The 20,847-nt window shown below is 66.9% G+C and carries 11 protein-coding genes; 6 read left to right on the top strand and 5 right to left on the bottom strand.

All coding sequences use genetic code 11. The features are described 5' to 3' along the window. The first annotated feature begins 278 nt into the window (after window positions 1–278). The 3 genes from ABNK63_RS16630 to ABNK63_RS16620 all read left to right on the top strand — a co-directional run bounded on the left by ABNK63_RS16630 (window position 279) and on the right by ABNK63_RS16620 (window position 3,209). Window positions 279–671 (top strand): transposase, encoded by a 393-nt coding sequence (locus tag ABNK63_RS16630; RefSeq protein ID WP_350015804.1) that lies wholly within the window; start codon window positions 279–281, stop codon window positions 669–671. Window positions 672–822: 151 nt separating this feature from the next. Further along, the gene (locus tag ABNK63_RS16625; RefSeq protein ID WP_350015803.1) at window positions 823–1,842 is read left to right on the top strand and encodes a transposase; all 1,020 of its coding nucleotides are present in this window, start codon (window positions 823–825) and stop codon (window positions 1,840–1,842) included. A gap of 287 nt (window positions 1,843–2,129) precedes the next feature. Continuing rightward, window positions 2,130–3,209: an IS110 family transposase gene (locus tag ABNK63_RS16620; RefSeq protein WP_350015891.1), complete on the top strand. Its 1,080-nt coding sequence runs from the start codon at window positions 2,130–2,132 to the stop codon at window positions 3,207–3,209. Window positions 3,210–3,831: 622 nt separating this feature from the next. On the opposite strand, the gene ABNK63_RS16615 is transcribed toward ABNK63_RS16620, so the two are convergent. Beyond that, window positions 3,832–4,263, bottom strand: coding sequence for a hypothetical protein (locus ABNK63_RS16615; protein WP_350016254.1), 432 nt, complete (start codon window positions 4,261–4,263; stop codon window positions 3,832–3,834). 146 nt (window positions 4,264–4,409) lie between these two features. Between ABNK63_RS16615 and ABNK63_RS16610 the strand changes: the two genes are divergently transcribed. After that, complete coding sequence (locus tag ABNK63_RS16610; protein WP_350016253.1) at window positions 4,410–5,942, top strand: IS1182 family transposase; 1,533 nt, start codon at window positions 4,410–4,412, stop codon at window positions 5,940–5,942. A gap of 210 nt (window positions 5,943–6,152) precedes the next feature. On the opposite strand, the gene ABNK63_RS16605 is transcribed toward ABNK63_RS16610, so the two are convergent. Next, the gene (locus ABNK63_RS16605; RefSeq protein WP_350016252.1) at window positions 6,153–6,503 is read right to left on the bottom strand and encodes a hypothetical protein; all 351 of its coding nucleotides are present in this window, start codon (window positions 6,501–6,503) and stop codon (window positions 6,153–6,155) included. A gap of 224 nt (window positions 6,504–6,727) precedes the next feature. Between ABNK63_RS16605 and ABNK63_RS16600 the strand changes: the two genes are divergently transcribed. After that, the gene (locus ABNK63_RS16600; RefSeq protein ID WP_350016251.1) at window positions 6,728–7,699 is read left to right on the top strand and encodes an integron integrase; all 972 of its coding nucleotides are present in this window, start codon (window positions 6,728–6,730) and stop codon (window positions 7,697–7,699) included. Window positions 7,700–7,734: 35 nt separating this feature from the next. Here ABNK63_RS16600 and ABNK63_RS16595 read toward each other — a convergent pair whose 3' ends face one another. Beyond that, window positions 7,735–16,371, bottom strand: a complete 8,637-nt coding sequence (locus ABNK63_RS16595) for a glucoamylase family protein (protein ID WP_350016250.1) — start codon at window positions 16,369–16,371, stop codon at window positions 7,735–7,737. 179 nt (window positions 16,372–16,550) lie between these two features. Between ABNK63_RS16595 and ABNK63_RS16590 the strand changes: the two genes are divergently transcribed. Next, a complete protein-coding gene (locus ABNK63_RS16590) occupies window positions 16,551–17,012 on the top strand; it encodes a GNAT family N-acetyltransferase (protein WP_007810554.1) in 462 nt (153 codons plus the stop codon). Between the two features lie 13 nt (window positions 17,013–17,025). Here the strand turns inward: ABNK63_RS16590 and ABNK63_RS16585 are convergent, their stop codons facing one another. Together ABNK63_RS16585 and ABNK63_RS16580 are read right to left on the bottom strand one after the other, a co-directional pair. After that, window positions 17,026–19,509 (bottom strand): EAL domain-containing protein, encoded by a 2,484-nt coding sequence (locus ABNK63_RS16585; RefSeq protein ID WP_350016249.1) that lies wholly within the window; start codon window positions 19,507–19,509, stop codon window positions 17,026–17,028. A 93-nt stretch (window positions 19,510–19,602) separates the two neighbouring features. Then, a complete protein-coding gene (locus tag ABNK63_RS16580) occupies window positions 19,603–20,745 on the bottom strand; it encodes a hypothetical protein (protein ID WP_350016248.1) in 1,143 nt (380 codons plus the stop codon). Window positions 20,746–20,847: the final 102 nt, after the last annotated feature.

The following is a 20,847-nucleotide window of genomic DNA, read 5'->3' as shown; positions in this document are numbered from 1 at the left end:
CACCAGCAAGCGCCGCAATGTGATCCCTCGTCATCTCGGACCAGCCAAATTCTTGGGCAGCTTTCATTGCAGCCCCCAGAACCTCGGCATGGCGATCATCTGGATCTAGGCGCCTTCGCATTAGTTACTCCGATCTGTGTATGTGGCGCTACATTTTTCCATGTAAGTTGAAACCGCGAGTTGCAGGGCCTTCGAGGGTCTTGTTCTGTCTAACGAGGTTGTAGAAAAACCTGCGCTGATGTTGCTTCAATAGCTTCAGGCGAACAAGAGGCATCTGCATGGCGCGTTACAAGCACATCGACATGAGTCCGCGGTTGTTGCCGGTCGACCTGCAGGCGCAGCTGGTGCCAGGGTCGGTCGCCCATACGCTGTACCACGTGGTCGATCAACTGGACCTGTCGGCGTTCGATGCGCACTACCGCAACGACGAAAGTGGCGCGCCGGCGCATGCACCGACGATGCTGCTCAAGGCCGTCTTGCTGGCGTACTCGCAAGGCATGGTGAGCTCGCGCTCGATCGAGCGGGCCTGCCGCGACAACGTGCTGTTCATCGCCTTGACCGGCGACGCCAAGCCGCACTTCACCACGATGCGGACTTCGTCAGCCGCTCGCGCGACGCGATCGCGGCGGTGTTTGCCCAGGTGCTCACGCTACTTGATGGCGAAGGCCTGATCGGCCGCGAGCCTGCTGGCGTTCCCGACGCCAGCAGCCACTTCCCACATCCTTGTGGGTCGTGTTCGCCATCGATGGCGTGAAGCTGCCCTCCAACGCCTCCAAGCATCGCTCCGGCACACGAGCGGAGTTTCTTGCGCAAGCTCAGAAGATGGAACGTGCGGCGACCACCATGCTGGAACGCCACCAGGCCAACGATGCCGGCGCCGCCGAAGACGTGCTGGATGCCAAAGCGGCTGCTCGCATCGAGCGTCTCACCGGCGAGGCGGCGAAGATTCGTCAGTGGCTGGCCGATCATCCGGAAGATCGGCCCGGCACCCGCGGCAAGGTTCGCAAGTCCAACCGCACCGACAGCGAGTCCGCCAAGCTGGCGACCGACAAGGGCGTGATCCAGGGCTACTGCGCCGTGGCCGTGGTCGATGCCGACCATCAGGTGATCGTGGAGGCTTCGGCCCACGGCACCGGCGCGGAACAGGAATTGTTGCTGCCCGTCCTCGAAGCGTGCGCCACGCAGCGCACCGCCTCGACGCTGATCACCGCCGATGCCGGCTATCACTCCGAAGCCAACCTCGCAGCGCTGGCCGAGAAGGGCATCGACGCCCTGATCGCCGACAACGCCATGCGTCGACGCGACGAACGTTTCGCCGAGCAGGCCAAGCACCGGGTCAAGCCCGAGCCGCTGCATGACAAGTCACGCAAGGAAGCGAAGCCACGCCTGTTCGGCAGCGAGGACTTCATCATCGCGCCGGACCAGTCACACGCGATCTGTCCTGCCGGGCAGCGGCTGCATCGCAACGGCAAGGACTGCACCATCGGCGGCTATGCCGCGATCAAGTTCCGCGCACCGGAAGCAGCCTGCAATGACTGCCCGCTGCGTACGAGGTGTTTGCGCAAACCCCAGACCACACGCTCGCGGCAAGTGGCCGTACTCACCCGCAAAGCCGAACGCACCCACAGCGCGCGCATGCGCGAGCGCATCGACAGTGCGTGGGGACGCGAACAATACGGGCGGCGCTTCGCCACCGTCGAACCGGTCTTCGGCAATGTGCGCCACAACAAGCGGCTCCATCGATTCACCCTGCGCGGTCAATCCAAGGTGGATGGTCAGTGGAAGCTGTTCGCACTGGTGCACAACATCGAGAAGCTGGCGAACTACCGCAAGGTGGCCTGAGAAGGCACAAGACAAGCATCGTGGCGCCGATCAGGCGCCTCGAATGGAAGCGAACACCTCTCTGCGAAGAACCACCAAGGATGGAGCGCGGCAGGCGACGATATCTTCAGCCGCCCATTTGGCCGTCTATCCGCCGGCGGAAAGGACTTTTTCTACAGCCTCAACGCTGGAGTTAAGCGGCGGCGTAGCCGTCCGCCTTGAACGAGTAAAAAGAGACTTCCTCCCCTTTCGGCCTCGAGGGCCATGATGGAGTTGCGACACTACCGTCAGCAGAAGAGGAAGTCTCCATGAGCACTATAACCATCGGCGTGGATTTGGCGAAAGTCCTGTTTTCGGCGTGTGAGGTGGATGGCATTGGACATGTGTTGAAGCGGCAGGACCTGCGGCGCGGGCCGTTTGCCCTGTGGCTGGCACAGCTGCCAGCCGGCACGGTGGTGGCGATGGAGGCCTGCAGCGGCGCACACCACTGGGCGCGGCGCTGCCTGGAGTACGGCCTGCAGCCTCGGATCATGGCCGCGCAATTTGTCACGCCGTACCGCAAGAGCGCGCGCAGCAAGAACGATCACAACGACGCCGAAGCGATCGCCACGGCAGCGCGCCAAGGCAACATGCGCTTCGTCCCGGTGAAGTCGATCGACCAGCAGGTGCGGCTGTCCTGGCATCGGGTACGCGAGGGTTACAAGGTCGAGTCGCTGGCCGTCGGCAACCGGGTACGCGGCCTGCTCGCCGAGTTCGGCGTGATCGTGGCGCAGGGCGACGTGGCGCTGCGTCGGCTGCTGGCTGACCTGGATGCGCAGGCCGGGTTGCCGGGGGAGTTCAAGGAACTGCTGCGTGATCTTGCGGACCACTGGAAACAGTTGCGCCTGCGCCTCGACGCGTGCACGGCACGCATCGAGGCACACGCGCTGGCGGATGAACGGTGTGTCCGCGTGAGTGCGGTCATCGGCATCGGTGCGCTCACCGCCGATGCGGTGGTGGCCACGGTCGGCAACGCCCGCGAGTTCAAACAGGGTCGCCAGATGTCGGCGTGGATCGGGTTGGTGCCCACGCAGCATTCCAGCGGCGGGCATACGCAACTGGGTGAAATCAGCTGCCGCGGCGATGCGTACCTGCGCACGCTACTGATCCAGGGCGCCCGCAGTAGTCTGCAGCGAGCCAAGGCGGTGGCCACCGAGAAGGCCACGCCCGAACAGCTGTGGATACGCACCCTCGATGGCCGCATGCCTTTCGGCAAGGTGATCGTGGCCATTGCCAACAAACATGCCCGGCAGATCTGGGCGATGCTGGCACACGACGTGGACTACGACCCACACGCGTGCCTCAATCATCCGATGCATCAACACACGCAGGCGGCCCACACCGCCTAGAGAAACGTTTCGTTTCAACGTCAGCGCGATACGGTAAACAACAGGTCAGACCACCCCGGAGAGAACCTGACTAACCAGATGGACGTCCAAACGGTGTCTCGGCTGATCCCCGAGCTCCGGACAGTCCGATGAACGAAAGAGGTCTTCGGGTGCGGTTTATACAAAGGTCCGAGTCAGCGACATCGACTCAACAAGACCGTCTAGGGAAATGCAGTCTGACAATCGTTGAACCCGTGAAGCATTGACACGCACGACGCAATACCGAAGACAACATGATGACCAGCAGTGGCCCGAAAGCTCAGGGCAAAAGCACTATGCGCCGGGAGTTGACGGAAAGTCTCCTAGGGACTGGTTAGAGCGCACCTCGCACGCTCCGAGAACTACTTGGACGATAGTACGCCAAGCTCACGCATTGACTGCTCAATGAGCGGACGAATATTTGGTGGACATGGGCAAACTCGCTGAGTAGGCGACTGGCGATTTGGAGCTGCGCGCATAGGCAAGTCATTTAAGTTTTTGACGTGAGCGATCCAGCAGGTTTTTACCGACCGACCGTGCCTCTGCCGAACGTCATCTTGGATCTGTTTGTACGTCGCCATGACCTTCCCTGTGCGCTCTAACGCTAGAGTTGAGCGGCGGCGGAGCCGTCCGCCTCGGACGACTGGTTAGGGCGGTTGCCCATGAAGAACGTGGACGCTTTTGCACTAAGAAGCGCCCATGCGTTGATAGCAATTTCCAAGGTATTGCGTATTACGTTGGCCCAAAGCTTCGGCGTAGCCCCCGCCGGCAGCGATGCCCCAGATGAAACAAGGAGAGCCAAGCTTTGGAAGCCAAGAATGCCAAAAAATATTAATGCGGCGGCCAACATTAGCCAACGAGAAAATTTGACACGAAGCAACGCAAGCACAGAAGAGACGACGAGAAAGCCGGCTGTGCCGAGGGCGAACAAAGCGGCAGAGGACCCTGGCTTGACGCTCTCTGGAATATTTTGATTTGAGCTGAGCAGAAGAAATGCGACAGCTGCAACGCTGGTCGCTGCAACAAGAATATTCATGATTGCCGCTACCCAAAGTCTTTTGGGACGCGGAAGTTCAGTGATCGTCATTCTCTGGTGAGCCCTAACGTAGCTGTAGAAAAACCTCCCCGCAGCCTATCATTCGCGATGCCCGCAAAAAAGGCGGGAAACGAGGCGAAGCGACGATGGCGCGATACCGACACTACGACCCCGATCAGACCAAGATGATCCCGGTGAGCTACGGGCGGCAGTTGCTGCCAGGCACCTTCGAACATGCGCTGAGCTACCTGCTCGACCACGAGATCGACCTGGGACGGTTTGCCGCCCGCTTCAAGAACGATGAGACCGGGGCGCCGGCTTACGATCCCGCGGTGTTGCTCAAGATTGTGCTGTTCGCCTATTCACGCGGCATCACCTCCTCGCGCACGATGGCGCGGGCGTGCACGGAGAACGTGGTGTTCATTGCCCTGGCGTGCGACCAGCAGCCGCACTTCACGACGCTGGCGCACTTCGTGTCGACACTGGGCCAGGAAGTGGAGGCGGTGTTCCGCGACGTGCTGCTGGTGTGCAACGCACAGGGGCTGATCGGCAAAGCCATGTTCGCCATCGACGGCTGCAAATTGCCCTCGAACGCCTCCAAGGAGTGGAGTGGTACGCGCGCCGACTTCGAGCGCAAGGCGGCGAAGATGGAGCGGGCCGTCGCTCATCTTGTCAAGGCACATGCCGCGCAGGATGCTCGCGAGGCGCTCGATCCCAACGTGGACACCCAGCGTCGCCATGAAGAACGCACGCTGGCCACGTTGCGCAAGAATGCCGACAAACTGCGCACGGCGCTGGCCACCACGACCGAACGCATCGGAGCCAAAGGCAAGCCGATCAAGCTGAACCTGACCGATGCCGAAAGCGCCACACTCAAGAGCGGTCGAGGCGTGCTGCAAGGCTATATCGGTGTCGCCGCCGTCGATGGCGAACATCAGGTGATCGTGGAGGCGCAGGCGCATGGGACACCGCAGGAACACGATCTGCTCAAGCCGATGATCGACGGTGTGCGCGATCATCTGGCAGCGATCGGCGAAGCCGGCAGCGCCGACGAAGCGGCCTACCTGGCGGACGCCGGCTACCACAGCGAGCGCGGCCTGAAAGCCTTGGCGGCTGACCACATCGACGGCTATATCGCGGACGGCAACATGCGCAAGCGCGACCCGCGCTACACCGACGCCAGTGCACACAAATCGCCAAGCAAGGCGAAGTTCTTCCAGCCCAGGGACTTCAGCTTCGACCGCGAGCAAGGCACCTGCCTGTGCCCGGCCGGCAAGACGCTCAAACTCAACAGTGCCAATGCCGTCATCAACGGACGCAGGGCCATCGTGTTCAAAGGCACGGCCGCTACGTGCGAAGCGTGTCCGCTGCGCAACAAGTGCCTGCGCAAACCGGATGACACCGCGGTGCGACAAGTGGCCTTCTTCGAAGGCGCCGTGGAAAGCAAACTGCCCAACCCCCACTGCCGCGCCATGCGCGAGAAGATCGACAGCGACCAGGGTCGCGCGATCTACGCCCACCGCATGGGGCTGGTCGAACCCGTCTTCGGTCACATCCAGCAACGCGGCATGCGCCGCTTCACGCTGCGTGGCAAGCGCAAGGTCGATACGCAGTGGAAGCTGCATTGCATCGTCCACAACGTGGCGAAGCTTCAGCTCTACGGCAAGCTGGTCGCGTAGGTCGACGACGGCCACGAAGCACTTGTCACGCGGTCGTCTGGACGGCCAAAAACCTTGCATCAGCGGCAAATCAGAAGCGAGTGAATTACCTCCCGCGAGTGAAACAGAAAATCCGCCAACGCAGCGGATTCGTTTTGCCTCTCGAAAAGGGGTTTTTCTACAGCTTCAACGCTGGAGTTAAGCGGCGGCGCAGCCGTCCGCCTTGAACGATTAGTTAGATTGTTTAAACATATCTATCAGGGCATTTTGAGACCTTGTTATATCGAAGTAGATCTTTTTTGTCTCTTGCGAAGCCGTAGTGATTTCTATTGCATCGTAATAGTGGCCGTGCGGATTGAGAAGCGCTTGGCTGACTTTTGTGTAGCCAGGAAAGTGCTGGCCTAACCACGCATCCTCAGCTTTTATGGCCGCGTCGTCGTCGGTTTCGGAGAGCACTATTGCCGTAGCGACAGTTGTGCCGCTTGATTTCGTGATGTCAGGTGGGCTCGCCTCTTGCGCGAAAACTTCTCCACCGACCACCGCTAAGGCGAGAGCTAGTAAAATCGTCAGGAAGTATCGCATCGGAACAGCCTCCGTTGGGAATCTAACGCTTATTAGACCCCACATCGGGGCATATGCAACGCATGTTCAGCTTCGATCCGGGGCGCGTCAAGTAGGCAAATCCTACGGCGTGGCGGGGGTTTGCCGCCTGACGCCTGTGATCTGGCTGGGTCAGGATGGGCTTTGCATATCTCGCAAAGTGAAGTGCTATGTCTTATGACCCCGCAAACGCAGGAATAAACCGTATGGTCAGCGGCCCTTCGGCGCCGCGTTTGATGGATGAGGTGCGGCGCGTGTTGCGGCTGAAGCACTACAGCATTCGCACCGAGGAGGCGTATGTCGGATGGATTCGCCGCTTCATACTGGCCAATGGCAAGCGGCATCCGCGTGAAATGGGCGAAGCCGAGGTCGAAGCGTTTCTGTCGGCGTTGGCGGTGCAGGGCAAGGTCGCTGCGGCCACCCAGAATCAGGCACTGGCGGCGTTGCTGTTTTTGTACAAGCAGGTGCTGAATATCGAGCTGCCATGGATGGAGGGTGTCGTGCGTGCGAAGCGGCCACAGCGTGTGCCGGTCGTACTTTCTCGTGATGAGGTCACCCGCGCGCTGGCAAGGATGGATGGACGTCCCTGGCTGTTGGCCAGCCTGTTGTACGGTACGGGCATGCGCCTGATGGAAGTGTTGCGGCTGCGGATCAAGGACGTGGATTTTGCCCGTAATGAAATCGCCGTGCGTGATGGCAAGGGCGGCAAGGATCGGCACACCATGTTGCCGCGGTCACTGGCTGAGCCCTTGCTGCGTGAAATGGAACGCGCCCGCCTGTTGCATGAGGCCGATTTGGCGTCGGGGTTCGGCGCGGTGTGGTTGCCGCAGGCGCTGGCCCGGAAGTATCCGGGCGCACCGCGCGAAATTGGCTGGCAGTATGTATTCCCGGCGGCGGAGCGCTCGATTGATCCGATGGACGGCATCGAGCGCCGACATCATTTCGGTGATGCGGTGCTGTCGCGCGCATTGAAGGCAGCGTGTCGCGCTGTGGGCATTGCCAAACCGGTGAGTGCCCATACGCTGCGCCATTCGTTCGCCACGCATCTGCTGGAGTCCGGCTACGACATTCGCACGGTGCAGGAACTGCTCGGCCACAAGGATGTGGCGACGACGCAGATCTACACGCATGTGCTCAATCGGGGCGGGCATGGCGTGCTGAGTCCGCTGGATCGTTGAGGCGATGGATTGGGCGGCCGCTGACGCGTGCCGGTTCACTCCGTTCTTGGCCAGTTGAATTCCACCTCGTGCTGCACGCCGTCGTCGGCCAGCGTGATCTGTCCGTCGGGCTGCGGTTCGCCATCCAGCCACAGTGCGGGCACGGTGCCGGGTTCGCCTTGCCGCAGGTCAATCCGGTACAGCGTGTCGTGATGGCGGTAGTCCAGGCGGAAGCCGTCCCATTGCGCCGGCAACACGGGTGCGAAGCGCAGCTTGCCGGCTTCCAGGCGCAGGCCGAGCAGGGATTCGACGATCAGCCGGTACATCCAGCCGGCCGAACCGGTGTACCAGCTCCAGCCGCCGCGGCCGACGTGCGGGGCGACGGCGTAGACGTCGGCGCTGACCACGTAGGGTTCGACCTTGTAGACGTCCATTTGATTCGCGTCGCTGCCGTGGCTGACCGGGTTGATCATGCGCAGCAGTTCCCATGCGCGCTCGTGGTCGCCCAGTTCGGCGAAGGCCATCGTGGCCCAGATCGCCGCGTGGGTGTACTGGCCGCCGTTCTCGCGCACGCCGGGCACGTAGCCCTTGATGTAGCCGGGGTCCAGCGGTGACTGGTCGAATGGCGGATCGAGCAGCTGGATCAGGCCGGCGTCGCGTCGCACCAGGTGCCGGTCCAGCGACTCCATCGCCTGCTGCTGCCGCTGGGCGGGCGCCATGCCGGACAGCACCGACCAGCTTTGCGCGATCGAGTCGATGCGGCATTCGTCGTTGCCGGCCGAGCCCAGCGGCGTGCCGTCGTCGAAGTAGGCGCGGCGATACCAGGCGCCGTCCCAGCCGTGTTGCTCCAGCGCCAGGTGCAGGCGCGTGACCTCGCTTTCGCAGCGCTGCGCGAAGGCTTCGTCGCCATGCAGCCGCGCTACTTCGGCGAAGCGGGTCAGCACCTCGCCGGAGAAGAAGCCCAGCCACACGCTTTCGCCGCGGCCGGCTTCGCCGACGCGGTTCATGCCGTCGTTCCAGTCGCCGCCGCCGATCAGCGGCAGGCCATGCACGCCGCGGCGGCCGAGGCTGTGCTCGATCGCGCGCACGCAATGCCGGTACAGCGTCTCGCGCAGGCCGGCGGGTTGCGGCAGGTCGTAGTACGACTCCTCGCCCGGATGCAGCGGGCGGCCGTCGAGGTAGCCGGCGGTCTCGTCGAGGACGCCGCGATCGCCGCTGGCCAGCACGTAGCGCGCGGTGGCCAGCGGCAGCCACAGGTAGTCGTCCGAACAGGTGGTGCGCACGCCGCGGTCCAGCGGCGGATGCCACCAGTGCTGCACGTCGCCCTCGACGAACTGGTGCGCGGCGCACAGCAGCAATTGCGCCCGCGCGATCGCGGGAGCCGCGTGCAGGGTGGCCATCGAATCCTGCAGCTGGTCGCGGAAGCCGAACGCGCCGCCGGACTGGTAGTAGCCGCTGCGTGCCCACATCCGGCAGGCGATGGTCTGGTACAGCAGCCAGCCGTTGGCGAGCACGTCCAGCGCGGGCTCGGGCGTGCGCACCTGCACCGCGCCCAGCGTGCGTGCCCAGTGCGCGCGCACCTTGTCCAGCGCGTCGGCGGCGCTGCCGTTGCCGCGGAAGCGCTGCACCAGCGCGGCGGCGTCCGCGCCGTTGCGACCCAGGCCGAGCCGGAAGATCAGCTGGCGTTCGGCGCCGTCGTCGAGCGTGAGATGCGACTGCAGCGCGGCGCAGGGGTCCAGCCCCGCGCCCACTCGTCCGGACAGGTGGGCGCGGGCCAGGGCGGCCGGCGCGTGCATGCTGCCGTTGCGGCCCAGGAATTCGCTGCGGTCGCCATCGATGCCGCGTGCCGGGTCGTCCACGTCGAGGAAGGCCACCCGATCGGGGAACTCGGTGTTGTACGCGTTGCGGGCGAACAGTGCGCCGCTGGCCGGGTCGGATTCGGTCACCACGTGCATCGCGGTCTTCGCGCGCAGGTCGCCGAGCAGCCACTCGACGTAGGCGGTGACGCTGATTCGGCGCGCGCGGCCCGAGTTGTTGCGCAGCTTCAGCACCGAGAACTTCACCGAGGCATCCAGCGCCACGTAGATCCACAGCTCGGAGCGGATGCCGTCTTCCACGTGCTCGAACACGCTGTAGCCGAAACCGTGGCGGGTGGTGTAGCTGCCGCGGCCGCGACACGGCAGCGGGGTCGGTGACCACACCTGGCCGGTGTCCTCGTCGCGCAGGTACAGCGCCTCGCCGCCGCCGTCGCCGACCGGGTCGTTGTGCCAGGGCGTGAGGCGGAACTCGTGGGCGTTCTCGGCCCAGGTATAGGCGCTGCCGCAGTCGGAGATCACCGTGCCGAAGTGCGGATTGGCCAACACGTTGCACCACGGCGCCGGCGTGCCCTGCCCGCCCTGCTGCACGATGACGTACTCGCGGCCGTCGGCGCTGAAGCCGCCGTGCAGGTTGGCCAGTTGCAGCCGGGCCGGCGCCGGGGCTTCCGCCACGCCCGTGTCGCCGTCGCTGCGCAGCGGACGACTGGGCTCGAAGCGTGGCGCGTGCACGGCCGGTTGCCGTCGTCCGATCTGTTCGGCCAGGCTGCCCCGCGCGTCGCCAAGGATCAGTCGCGCGCTGGCCAGCATCACCACGCGATCCTCGCCGGACAGCTGCTGCGACGGGCGCACGAAGATGCCGCCGGGCCGGTCGAGCAGGCTCGCCTCGCTGCCCGACGCGATCAGGCCCATGATCTGGTCCTGCAGTTCCTGCCGGTAGCCGGCGCGGTCCTCGTTCCAGATCACCAGGTCCACCGCCAGGCCCTTCAGGCGCCAGTACGCGTGCGCCTGCACCAGCTGGCGCACCAGCTCGATCCGCGCGGGGCTGGTGATCGTCAGCAGCACGATCGGCAGGTCGCCGGAAATGGATTGTCCCCACAGGCCGGACTGGCCGCGCCGGTTGGCCCGCAGCACGGCGGGCTGGGCGCGCAGGCTGGCGTTGGGATACAGGATGCTGGTGGCCATGTGCTCGTACAGCTGGGCGTCGGCGAGGCTGGCGTTGAGCTGGCGCAGCAGCACCTGGCTGTGCGTCCAGGCCAGGTCGAACACGCGGTCGGCGAGGTGGCGGTCGCGGTACTTGCCGATCAGCTGGATACAGCCATCGCGCTGCTCGGCGATACCGCTGACGAAGTCGATGGTGGCGGTCTGGTCCGGTTCCAGCGTGATCCGGCAGCGGATCGCCATGATCGGGTCGAGCACCGAGCCGTCACTGTCGGAAAGTCGCGCCTGCTCGCGATCGAACACCTGCGGATCGGCCGTGCTGCGGCCGCGGCCGATGAAGCGCGCGCGATCGGTTTCGTAGGAGATCTCCACGATGTCGGCGTCGTGCACGGCCAGCAGGTGGAACATCCACGGCATGCGCTCGCCGGCCGCGCGGGGACGGCGGGTGCAGACGATCGCCTGCAGCTCGGGCACCAGCTCGGTCTGCACGAACAGCTTGCTGAAGGCCGGGTGCAGCGCGTCGGCGAGCGGCGGCGCCAGCACCACTTCGGCGTAGCTGGTCAGCTCGATCGTGCGCCGCGTGCGACCCCGGTTGGTGAGGTGGGTGCGGCGCAGCTCGATGTCGTCTTCCGGTGACACCACGATCTCGGTATGCGCGTCGAACTCGCGTTCGCGCACGCGGAATTCGGCGCGCGCCTCGGAGAAGATCGCCTCGAACTGCTCGGTCTTGCGGCAGGTGGGCTGGTAGGCGGTGGACCAGCAGGCGTTGCTGGCGACCTCGCGCACGTAGCAGAAGCTGCCCCAGTGATCGCGGGTGATGTCTTCGTGCCAGCGGGTCAGCGCCAGTTCGCCGCGCCGGCTGTAGCCGCCGCCGCCGCTGCTGAGCATCACGTGGTAGCGCCCGTTGGAAAGCAGCTGCACCGCCGGCAGCGCCCGGTCGGGATCGGCGAACACGCGCAGCCGCGCCTCCGGGGGAACGCCGCCGGCGCGCTCGGGGAAGCCGGTGGCGTGCAGGTATTCGGCGGCGGTCTTCGGCACGCGCTCCTGCAGCAGCAGGCTGCTGGCCTGGAACTGCGGGTGCGATTCGAAGCGGCGCTGCATCGGTCGCTCCAGCAGGGCGTAGTCCAGCGCCAGCAGGGTCATGCCCTGGTGGTGCGCCATGAACTGCCGCACGATCGCCGCGTCCTGGCCCAGCGGCAGGCGCGCCGGCGTGTAGTCGATCGCTTCGTACAGGCCGTACAGGCCGCGCGCCCCGATGCCGGCCAGGCGCTGCAGGTTCCGGGTGGCCGCCGCGGGCGCCACCATCATCGCCAGCGCGCTGGCGTACGGCGCGATCACCACGTCGTCGCCCAGCCCGCGCTTCAGGCCCAGCCCGGGCACGCCGAACGCACGGTACTGGTAGGTGAAGTGCGCATCGAGCGTGTTGTAGCCCGATTCGGAAACGCCCCACGGGATGCCCAGCTGGTTGCCGTATTCGATCTGCCGGGCCACCGCGGCGCGACAGGTCTGCTCCAGCAGGGTGCCTTCGAAACCGGGCATCACCAGGGTCGGCATCAGGTATTCGAACATCGAGCCGGTCCATGACAGCAGCACCGGTTCGCCGCCCACCGTGGTCAGCAGCCGGCCCAGCGCGAACCAGTTGTCCTTGGGCAGCTGGCCCTGGGCGATCGCCACGAAGCTGGCCAGCCGCGCTTCGGACGCCAGCAGGTCGTAGTAGCTGGCGTCCAGCCGGTGCTGGTCGACGTTGTAGCCGATCGCCAGCAGGTCGCGCGTGCTGTCGTAGAGGAAGCGGTAGTCCATCTGCGCCAGCTGCTCGGCCAGGTGGGCCAGCTGTTCGATCAGCGCGATCCGGGCGGACGCACGCTCGCGTACGCCTTCGGCGTCGGCGGCGTCCGGCCAGCACAACGGTTCGATGCGCGCCAGCTGATGCAGGGTGGGAATGCCGCTGAAGCCGACGGCCTCGTCCGGCGGCGCATCGAGTTCGAGCAGCACGGCGTCGGCATGCAGTTCGTCGACCTGCCCGCGCAGGGCATCCAGCCAGAAGCGCGCGTCGCCGGCGGCCGGCGCGTCCGCCGCCGCGGCCAGCGCATGGACGTGCCGGCGCAGCTCGGCGAGCAGGCGCACCGCGGCGCTGGTGGATGGCGGCGGCGTGGTGATGGCCTCGTGCAGCAGGCGTCGCAGCGGCACCAGCTGCGACGGGGCATCGCGCTCGAGTGCGTCGTGCAGCAGTTCCAGCGTGTCGAGCAGGCCTTGCAGCAGGTGCGCGCCGAACACCGGCGCGTCGATCAGCTCGAGCAGGCCGGGGCACAGGGTCAGCAGGTGGCCGGCCAGGTTGCCGCTGTCCACCGCCGACACGTACATCGGCGCCAGCGGCTGCAGGGTCTGGGTGTCGTACCAGTTGTAGAAGTGGCCGCGGTGGCGCGGCAGCCGTTGCATGGTGTCCAGGGTCAGCCGGGTGCGTTCGAGCAGGCGCGCCGTGCCGAGGAAGCCGAAGTCGTGGGCCGCCAGGCCCGCCAGCAAGGCCATGCCGATGTTGGTGGGCGAGGTGCGGTGGGCGACCACCGGGCCGGGCTGCTCCTGCAGGTTGTCCGGCGGCAGCCAGTGCTCGGCGGCGTTGACGTGCACGTCGAAGAACGCCCAGGTCTGGCGCGCCAGCGTGTGCAGGAAGCGCTGCTGCCGCGCATCCGGCACGAAGCTGTCCTGCCTGCGCGGCTGGCTGATCCACCAGGCCAGCAGCGGCGAGGCCAGCCACAACAGCAGCAGCGGCGCGGCCAGCCACAACGCCAGCGGCCGTTGCAGCGCCAGCAGCACGATCATCAGCAGCGCCAGCGCGGGGCCGATCCACATCAGCCGCCACATCGCCAGGGCCGCGTTGCTGCTGCGCCGCTCGACCTCGCTGGAGGTCTGCCATTGCAGCAGGTGCCGATGGCTGACCGCCATCCGCCACAGCGTGCGCACGATCGCGTCGAGATGGTAATGCGCCTCGTGCGGCAGCCACGCCAGCCCCAGCGCCATTCGCACGAAGTGCTGCACGCCGTCGTGCAGGCCGGCGCGCAGGTGCTGGTCGAGTTCCACGTCGCGCGGCTTCTGCACCAGATCCAGCAGGGCCGACAGCAGCGGCGGCACCAGCACCATCGCCAGCACCGCCAGGGTCCACGACAGCACCGGCGAGATCACCAGCCAGCCAACCAGCAGCAGTGCCAGCAGCGCGGCCGGCACCAGCGAGCGGCGCAGGTTGTCGAGGATCTTCCAGCGCGACAACGCGGTCAGCGCGTTGCGGCGCCAGCCGTCGTGCGCGGTCGGCGCCCACGGCAGCAGCCACGGCAGCAGCTGCCAGTCGCCGCGAATCCAGCGATGGCGGCGCCTGACGTCGGCGCCGTAGCGGGCGGGCCAGGCTTCGAACAGTTGCGTGTCGCTGAGCAGGCCCGAGCGCGCATGGCAGCCCTCGACCAGGTCATGGCTGAGGATGCGGTTTTCCGGGAAGCGGCCATCCAGGGTGCGTTCGAAGGCGTCGACCGCGTAGATGCCCTTGCCGATGAACGAGCCTTCGCCGAACACGTCCTGATAGACGTCCGAAACCATCTGCGTGTACGGATCGATGCCCGCGTCGCTGCCGTACAGCTGGGCGTAGCGCGAACGCGCCGTGCTGGGCAGGCTGATTCCCACGCGCGGCTGCAGGATCGCGTAGCCGCTGACCACGCGGCGCCGTTCGGGGTCGTACACCGCGCGGTTCAGCGGGTGATCGATGGCGCCCACGAATGCCTGCGCCGCATCGCGCGGCAGCTCGGTGTCGGTGTCCAGCGTGATCACGTACTGCACCGGCGGCAGCGAGGCGATGTCGCCCACCACGCGCATGAAGGCCGCGCCACCGCCGCCGCGCAACAGCGCGTTCAAGTCGGCCAGCTTGCCGCGCTTGCGTTCGTGGCCCATCCAGCACTGCTCGGCGGCATTCCAGCGGCGCGGGCGATGGAACAGGAAGAAGCGGTCGGCCGCGGCGCTGGCGTAGCGGTCGTTGAGCGCCTCGATGCGCCGCTGCGCCAGCCGCAGCAGGTGCTCGTCGCCGGGCAGGGTTTCGCGGTCGGCGTCGGCGAAGTCGGTGAGCAGGGCGAAGTGCAGGTGCTGGTCGCGATTGCCGAGGAAACGCACTTCCAGCGCCTCGACCAGGTCCTCGACGTCCTGTTCGCTGGCGAACAGGCTGGGGATCGCCACCAGCGTGCGCGCGTGCGCGGGGATGCCGCGCGAATAATCCATCCGCGGCAACTGCTGCGGCGCGATGGACAGCGTGGCCAGCCAGTTGAGCAGGCTCAGTCCGAGCTGGCTGGCCAGGATCACGGCGGGCACCGTGATCGCGATCAGTGCCCACAGGGGCAACGCGTCATGGGCGGCCGCCGCCACCAGCGGTTGGGCGAAGGCGAACGTGAGCACAGCCAGCGCGCCCAGGTAGATCGGCAACGGCGCCCGGTCGAACGCCCGGCGCAGCACCACGGCCAGTCGCGGGTGGATGCCCAGGTGGCGCTCCAGCGCGGCGCGGCCCCGGTCGACCAGGTAATAGCCCACGTGTTGCGCCAGCGTGTCGCGGCCGGCGGCGACCGCGGCGGCGCTCAGCGCGATCGCGGCATCGGCCACCGCCAGTTCGGTCAGCTGGTGCTGGCGGGCGATCGATTCCACCACGTGGCGGTAGCGGTCGCGGGTGGCGAAATCCATCGCGGCGTAGATGCCGGCCGGATCGTCGCGCAGGCAGCGCTCGACCAGGCTGCAGTGCTCGGTGAAGTCGCGCCAGTCGATCGCCGCCAGCGTGCGCAGGCTGCCGATGCTGTTGCTGATGGTGACCTGGTTGGTGGCCTGCTGCTGCGCCTCGACCTGCACCAGGTGCTCGACGCTCTGCCCCGATGCGGCCAGGCGCTGCTCGATCCAGCTCAACGGCAGCGCCAGCGCCGGGCTCTGGCCCTGCAGCCGGCGCGCCATTTCGGCCACGAACGGGCCGTTCATCGGCGGGTCCGAGCGGGCCATGTCGGCCACCACCAGCACCACCGAGTTCGGGTCGGTTTCGGTGGTGGCGATCAGGTTGTCGGCCCAGCGCGCGGCGCGGCCGCGGTAGCGCCAGTCGGCCATCACCCGGGCGGCCACCCGGCGCAGGTTCTCGATCAGGGCCAGCCGCAGCATGATCGGGATCGCCCACAACTCGCCCAGCTTCAGCGGCGACACCTCCTGGTAGGCCTGGATGAAACGCTGCAGGCTGTTCACGTCGACGCGGCCGTCGCCGTGCGAAATGATCTCCAGCGCGATGTCGTAGACGCGCGGCAGGCCGGCGGACGGCCCCTGGGCCAGGCGCGACAGTTCGCGGCTGTAGCCCTTGGGCAGGTGTCGCCGGGCGATGCGGATCTGCTCCTCGACCAGGTAGAAGTTGTCCAGCAGCCATTCGCCGGCCGGGGTGATGCGCAGGCGCTTGCGGGTGGCGTGGGTCAGCCGTTCGCAGGTGTGGGTCAGCACCGCCTCGTTGTCGGCCAGCCGCGCCAGCAGCAGGTCGGCGTTGCGCCGCGCGCTGAGCCGGTGCTGGCTCGCCAGCGCCCGCCCGTGCCGCTCCATCTGTTCGGCGCTGAACAGTTCGGCGCGCAGCGCGGGCTCCTGCTCGGGCCGGGTGCGCGCGGCGGCGCGCCGGCGCCGGAATGCGTTCAACCGGCGCAGCTTCAGCAGGTCGAGGAAAGTGCCGATGTTCAAACGGGGCATCCTTGTGGCTTGCCGGTGGGGGACGACGGACGCGGCGGGAAACCCGGCGGCCGTGGCGCGGCGTGGCGAGGGGCCATTCGCCGGGCGCGGCCCCGGCGCAGAAACTACGCGGCGGCATGTGAAGGCCGCGCAGGCTAGGATGTGGCTTCACCACCGATGGGAGTGATGCCGTGCCCCTGCAGATCCGTGCCGCCGAACCCGCCGATGTCGCCAGCCTGGTCCAGTGGAACGCGGCGATGGCCTGGGAAACCGAGCAGAAGCAGCTCGACCCGGCGATCCTGGCGCGCGGCGTGGCCGGCGTGTTCGAGCAGCCGCAGCGCGGCTTCTACCTGGTCGCCGAACGCGACGGTACGGCAGTTGCCAGCTTGCTGGTGACGCGCGAATGGAGCGACTGGCGCAACGGCGATTTCTGGTGGATCCAGAGCGTCTACGTGATCCCCGCCGCGCGCCGCGGCGGCGTCTTCCGCGCGCTGTACGCGGAAGTGGAGCGGCGCGCCGCGGCGGCCGGTGCGGTGGGCCTGCGGCTGTACGTGGAAACCGAAAACCGCCACGCCCAGGCAACCTACGCAGGCCTGGGCATGCAGCGCTGCCACTATTTCATGTACGAGATGCCGCTGGCGGCGGCTTCGTAGCGCAGGGCACGCCCTACGGCGCGGACACCGGTTCGGCGAGCAGCTTCTGCAGTTCGCTGGCCGGCATCGGCATGCCGTACAGGAAACCCTGCAGCTGCGAGCAGCCGGCGTGGCGCAGGAAACTGCCCTGCTCGCGCGTTTCCACGCCTTCGGCGATCACGTCCTTGTTGAGGCTGCGCGCCATCGCGATGATCGCGCTGGTGATGGTCGCGGTGTCGTGATCGCTGATGATGTCGCGCACGAACATGCGGTCGATCTTCAGCGCGTCGATGGGGAAATGCTTCAGGTAGGACAGGCTGCAATAGCCGGTGCCGAAGTCGTCCAGCGACAACCGCACGCCGCGGCGCTTGATCCGCTGCAGCAGGCCCGTGGTCGCCTCGCCGCCGGACATCACCATGCGTTCGGTCAGTTCCAGCTCCAGCAGGCGCGACTCCAGCCCGGCCTCCTCCAGCACGTCGTCCAGCCAGGTGTAGAAATCCGCGTGCTGGAACTGCAGCGGCGACACGTTCACCGAAATCGGGATCTCGTGCCCGGCCTGCTGCCACATCCGTGCCTGGCGACAGGCTTGGCGCAGCACCCAGGCGCCGATCGGCAGGATCAGCCCGGAATCCTCGGCCACCGGGATGAACTGGTCCGGCTTGTACAGATCGCGCCCGTTGAGCTGCCAGCGCAGCAAGGCCTCGGCCCCGACGATGCGGCCGCTGTGCGCGTCGACCTTCGGCTGGTAGTGCAGCTTCAGCTGATTGCCCGGCAAGGCCTGGCGCAGGCCCGTCTCGATTCGCCGCTGCGCCCGCGCCCGCTCGTTCATCGACGCGGTGAAGAAGCGATAGCCGTGCTGGCCCTGCGCCTTGGCCGCCATCAGCGCGGTCTCGGCATGCTGCACCAGTTCGTCGGCGCCGGTGGCGTCGTCCGGATAGACGCTGATGCCGATGCTCAGGTGCAGCGACAGCTCCGGCTGGCCGGCGATGCGGGTCTGTTCGCCGTGGGTGATCAGGTTGCGGCACAGCACCGCCGCCTCGCCCGCGCTGTCCACGTGCGGGAGCACCACCACGAATTCGTCGCCACCATAGCGGCTGAGCAATTCGTCGCCGGTCAGGCAGCGCTGCAGCTGGCCGATGAACGTGCGCAGTACCTGGTCGCCGGCGGTATGGCCGACCAGCTCGTTGACCTGCTTGAAGTTGTCGATGTCGATGTACAGCACCGCGGCGCGTTGGCGGCGCCGGCTGGCGCTGTCGATGGCCCGGTTGATGTGGCCCGGCAGCTGGCTGCGGTTGGGCAGGCCGGTCAGCGTGTCGTGCTGGGTCAGGTGGATCATCTTCAGCGCCAGCGCCCGGTTCTCGCTGACGTCATGGAACACCAGCACGCCGCCGATCACGTTGCCGGCGTGGTCGTGGATCGGCGCGGAGGAATCCTCCACCGGCGTGTCGAAGCCGTGGCGATGGCGCAGCAGGGTCTTGCCGGCCAGGTCGACGATGAGGTTCTGCTCGATCGCCGAGCGCAGCGGGTTGGCCACGGCGAGGCCGCCCTGGGCGTCGAACAGCTGGAAGATCTCCTCGATCGGCCGTCCGTTCGCTTCGGCGCTGCTCCAGCCGGTCATCGCCTCGGCGATCGGGTTGAGCGAGGTGACGCGAACCTGCGGGTCGGTGGTGATCACCGCGTCGCCGATCGAGCGCAGGGTCACCTCGGCCAGCTCGCGCTCGCGGTGCAGCGCGTCCTCGAAGGCCTTGCGCTGGCTGATGTTCTGCACCTGGGAAACGAAATACAGCGGCGTCCCGGCCGCATCGCGCACCAGCGACACGCTGAGCAGGATGTGCACCACGTGGCCGAGTTTGTGGAAGTTGCGTTTCTCCAGCTGGTAGGAGTCGCGCTCGCCGGCCAGCAGCTGGGCCATCAGCGCCTGGTCGGCGGCGACGTCCTCGGGATGGCTCAGCCGGCCGATGTCCTGCTGCAGCAGCTCCTGCTCCGAATAGCCGAGCATCTGGCAGACCGCCGCGTTGACCCGCAGGAACTGGCCGTCCGGCTTGGTCAGCGCCATGCCGATCGCGGCGTGCTGGAACGCGCTGAAGAAGCGCTGCTCGCTTTCGTGCAGCTGCAGTTCCAGGGTGCGCCGTTCGGTGATGTCGATCAGCGCGGTGAAGATGCCGCAGACGTGGCCGTCCGGGTCGAAGTCGGGCTGGAAATTGCCGTGCGCGTAACGGCGCTCGTTGCCGTTGAACAGCTCGCCCTCGTAGCTGGCCGCGGTGCCCGCGTAGGCCTGGGCCAGCGCCGTGCCGGCCAGCCGGTGGTTGCGCTCGCCGATCACGTCGACCAGGTGCCGGCCGATCAGCCGCGCGGGATCGAGCCCCAGCCAGTGCCGATGGGTTTCGTTGGCATAGCGGAAACGCTGCTCGTGGTCGAGGTAAGCCAGCAGCACCGGCGTGCCGCGCAGCACCTTCTCCGACCAGTCCGGCCGGTTTGCGAGCGAAGGCAATACCTCGGCAGACTTGTGCGGCCGCATGGTCCTTCCGTCAGCGTGGCGCCCCCTGTGGCGCCGGATCATCATGCGCCGAGTTCCGGCGTTTGCCCAGACGGGGGGCGAACGATCCGCCCGCTAGTGGAGGATCGTGGCCGGCACCGCCAGTTGGCCGTCCCCGTCCAGCATGATCCTGCCCAGCGCATGCAGCTCGCCGGCGCTGCCGTGGCGATCGGCCAGCAGGGCGAGCAGGCTGCCCAGTGCCTGCGGCTTCAGCGGCCAGGCATGCGCCAGCACCCGCGACTGACCCTGCTCGCCACGCTGGCCGACGGTGATCGCCACCACGCCCAGGCCGGGCGCCTCGTGCGCAAACAGGGTGGGCGGGTCGTAACGGGCGTCCGCCGCGGCCAGGGTTTCCAGCAGGTAGCCGTCACCGGCCTCGACCGCCAGCGTCGGCGCCGGCTGCAACTGCAACGGCAGCTGGTGGGCGTCGAGCAGGGCCGCGTACTGGCGCAGCTCGAACACGATGCCGGCCAGCGCGTGTGCCCGTTCGGCGATGTCGCCGCCCTGCCCGGCCAGCCACTGCGACGGCGACTGCGCCAGCACCTTGCCGTCCGCGTAGCGCAGCGCCAGGCCGCGCGCGCTCATCGTGGATTCCTCGCGATACGGCGTCAGCAGCGCGGTTTCCAGCAGCGACCACAGCGGCGCCAGGTTGACGTGCTCGTACTGCACGCAGGTCAGCGCCAGCAGGTCGTTGCGGCTGAGGTAACGCACGTGTTCCAGCCGGATGCCCAGCGTGCGCATCAGCCAGTCGGCGGTCAGCGCGCCCGTCTCGCCGCGGCCGACCAGCTGGATCTCCAGCTGCCCGGAAAGTTCTTCGGCGAGTTCCGCCGGGGCCAGCAGGCTCATCGGCAGCAGCCGCATCGGGCCTTCGGCGTAGAGGGTCGAAGGTTCCAGCGGCTGCGCCGGCATGTGGCCGTCGTGGCTGCCGAAGGCCACCACGTTCTCCAGGTGCCCGCGCGGCACGCGCCGGGCCAGTTCGTCCAGCGTGCTCCACACCGGGAAGCCGGGGCGCAGCAATTCGACCTGGTCGAACAGCGCGCCGGCCAGCGCGAGCCGGGCCGCGTCGACTTGCGGCACCAGCGCATGCAGGTCGGTGGCAACCAGGGCCGCCAGTTCGGCGGCTTCGTCGCGGGTCAGCGTCAGGCGCGCCGGCGGCTCGCCCGCGACCGGTTCCAGGGCCAGCACGATGGGCAGGGCGATCGGCGTTTGCGCTTCCACGGGGTTTGCATCCACGGACAAAGAGCACAATTCTACCATTCAGCGTTTTGGGCTTCCGCCGCACGGCATGGCGGGTTAGCCTTGACCCAACTTGAGTGGTGG

The sequence above is a fragment of the Rhodanobacter sp. IGA1.0 genome (genome assembly GCF_040208325.1).
In the GTDB taxonomy this organism is placed as follows: domain Bacteria; phylum Pseudomonadota; class Gammaproteobacteria; order Xanthomonadales; family Rhodanobacteraceae; genus Rhodanobacter; species Rhodanobacter spathiphylli.
The sequence above is the reverse complement of the archived record's forward strand: the minus strand, read 5'-3'. Positions and strand labels throughout refer to the sequence as shown.

Bases quoted from the DNA above. Each gene is read 5' to 3' on its own strand.
- ABNK63_RS16630 (WP_350015804.1), top strand. From the start codon at position 279: ATGGCGCGTTACAAGCACATCGACATGAGTCCGCGGTTGTTGCCGGTC.
- ABNK63_RS16625 (WP_350015803.1), top strand. From the start codon at position 823: ATGGAACGTGCGGCGACCACCATGCTGGAACGCCACCAGGCCAACGAT.
- ABNK63_RS16620 (WP_350015891.1), top strand. From the start codon at position 2,130: ATGAGCACTATAACCATCGGCGTGGATTTGGCGAAAGTCCTGTTTTCG.
- ABNK63_RS16615 (WP_350016254.1), bottom strand. From the start codon at position 4,263: ATGAATATTCTTGTTGCAGCGACCAGCGTTGCAGCTGTCGCATTTCTT.
- ABNK63_RS16610 (WP_350016253.1), top strand. From the start codon at position 4,410: ATGGCGCGATACCGACACTACGACCCCGATCAGACCAAGATGATCCCG.
- ABNK63_RS16605 (WP_350016252.1), bottom strand. From the start codon at position 6,503: ATGCGATACTTCCTGACGATTTTACTAGCTCTCGCCTTAGCGGTGGTC.
- ABNK63_RS16600 (WP_350016251.1), top strand. From the start codon at position 6,728: ATGGTCAGCGGCCCTTCGGCGCCGCGTTTGATGGATGAGGTGCGGCGC.
- ABNK63_RS16585 (WP_350016249.1), bottom strand. From the start codon at position 19,509: ATGCGGCCGCACAAGTCTGCCGAGGTATTGCCTTCGCTCGCAAACCGG.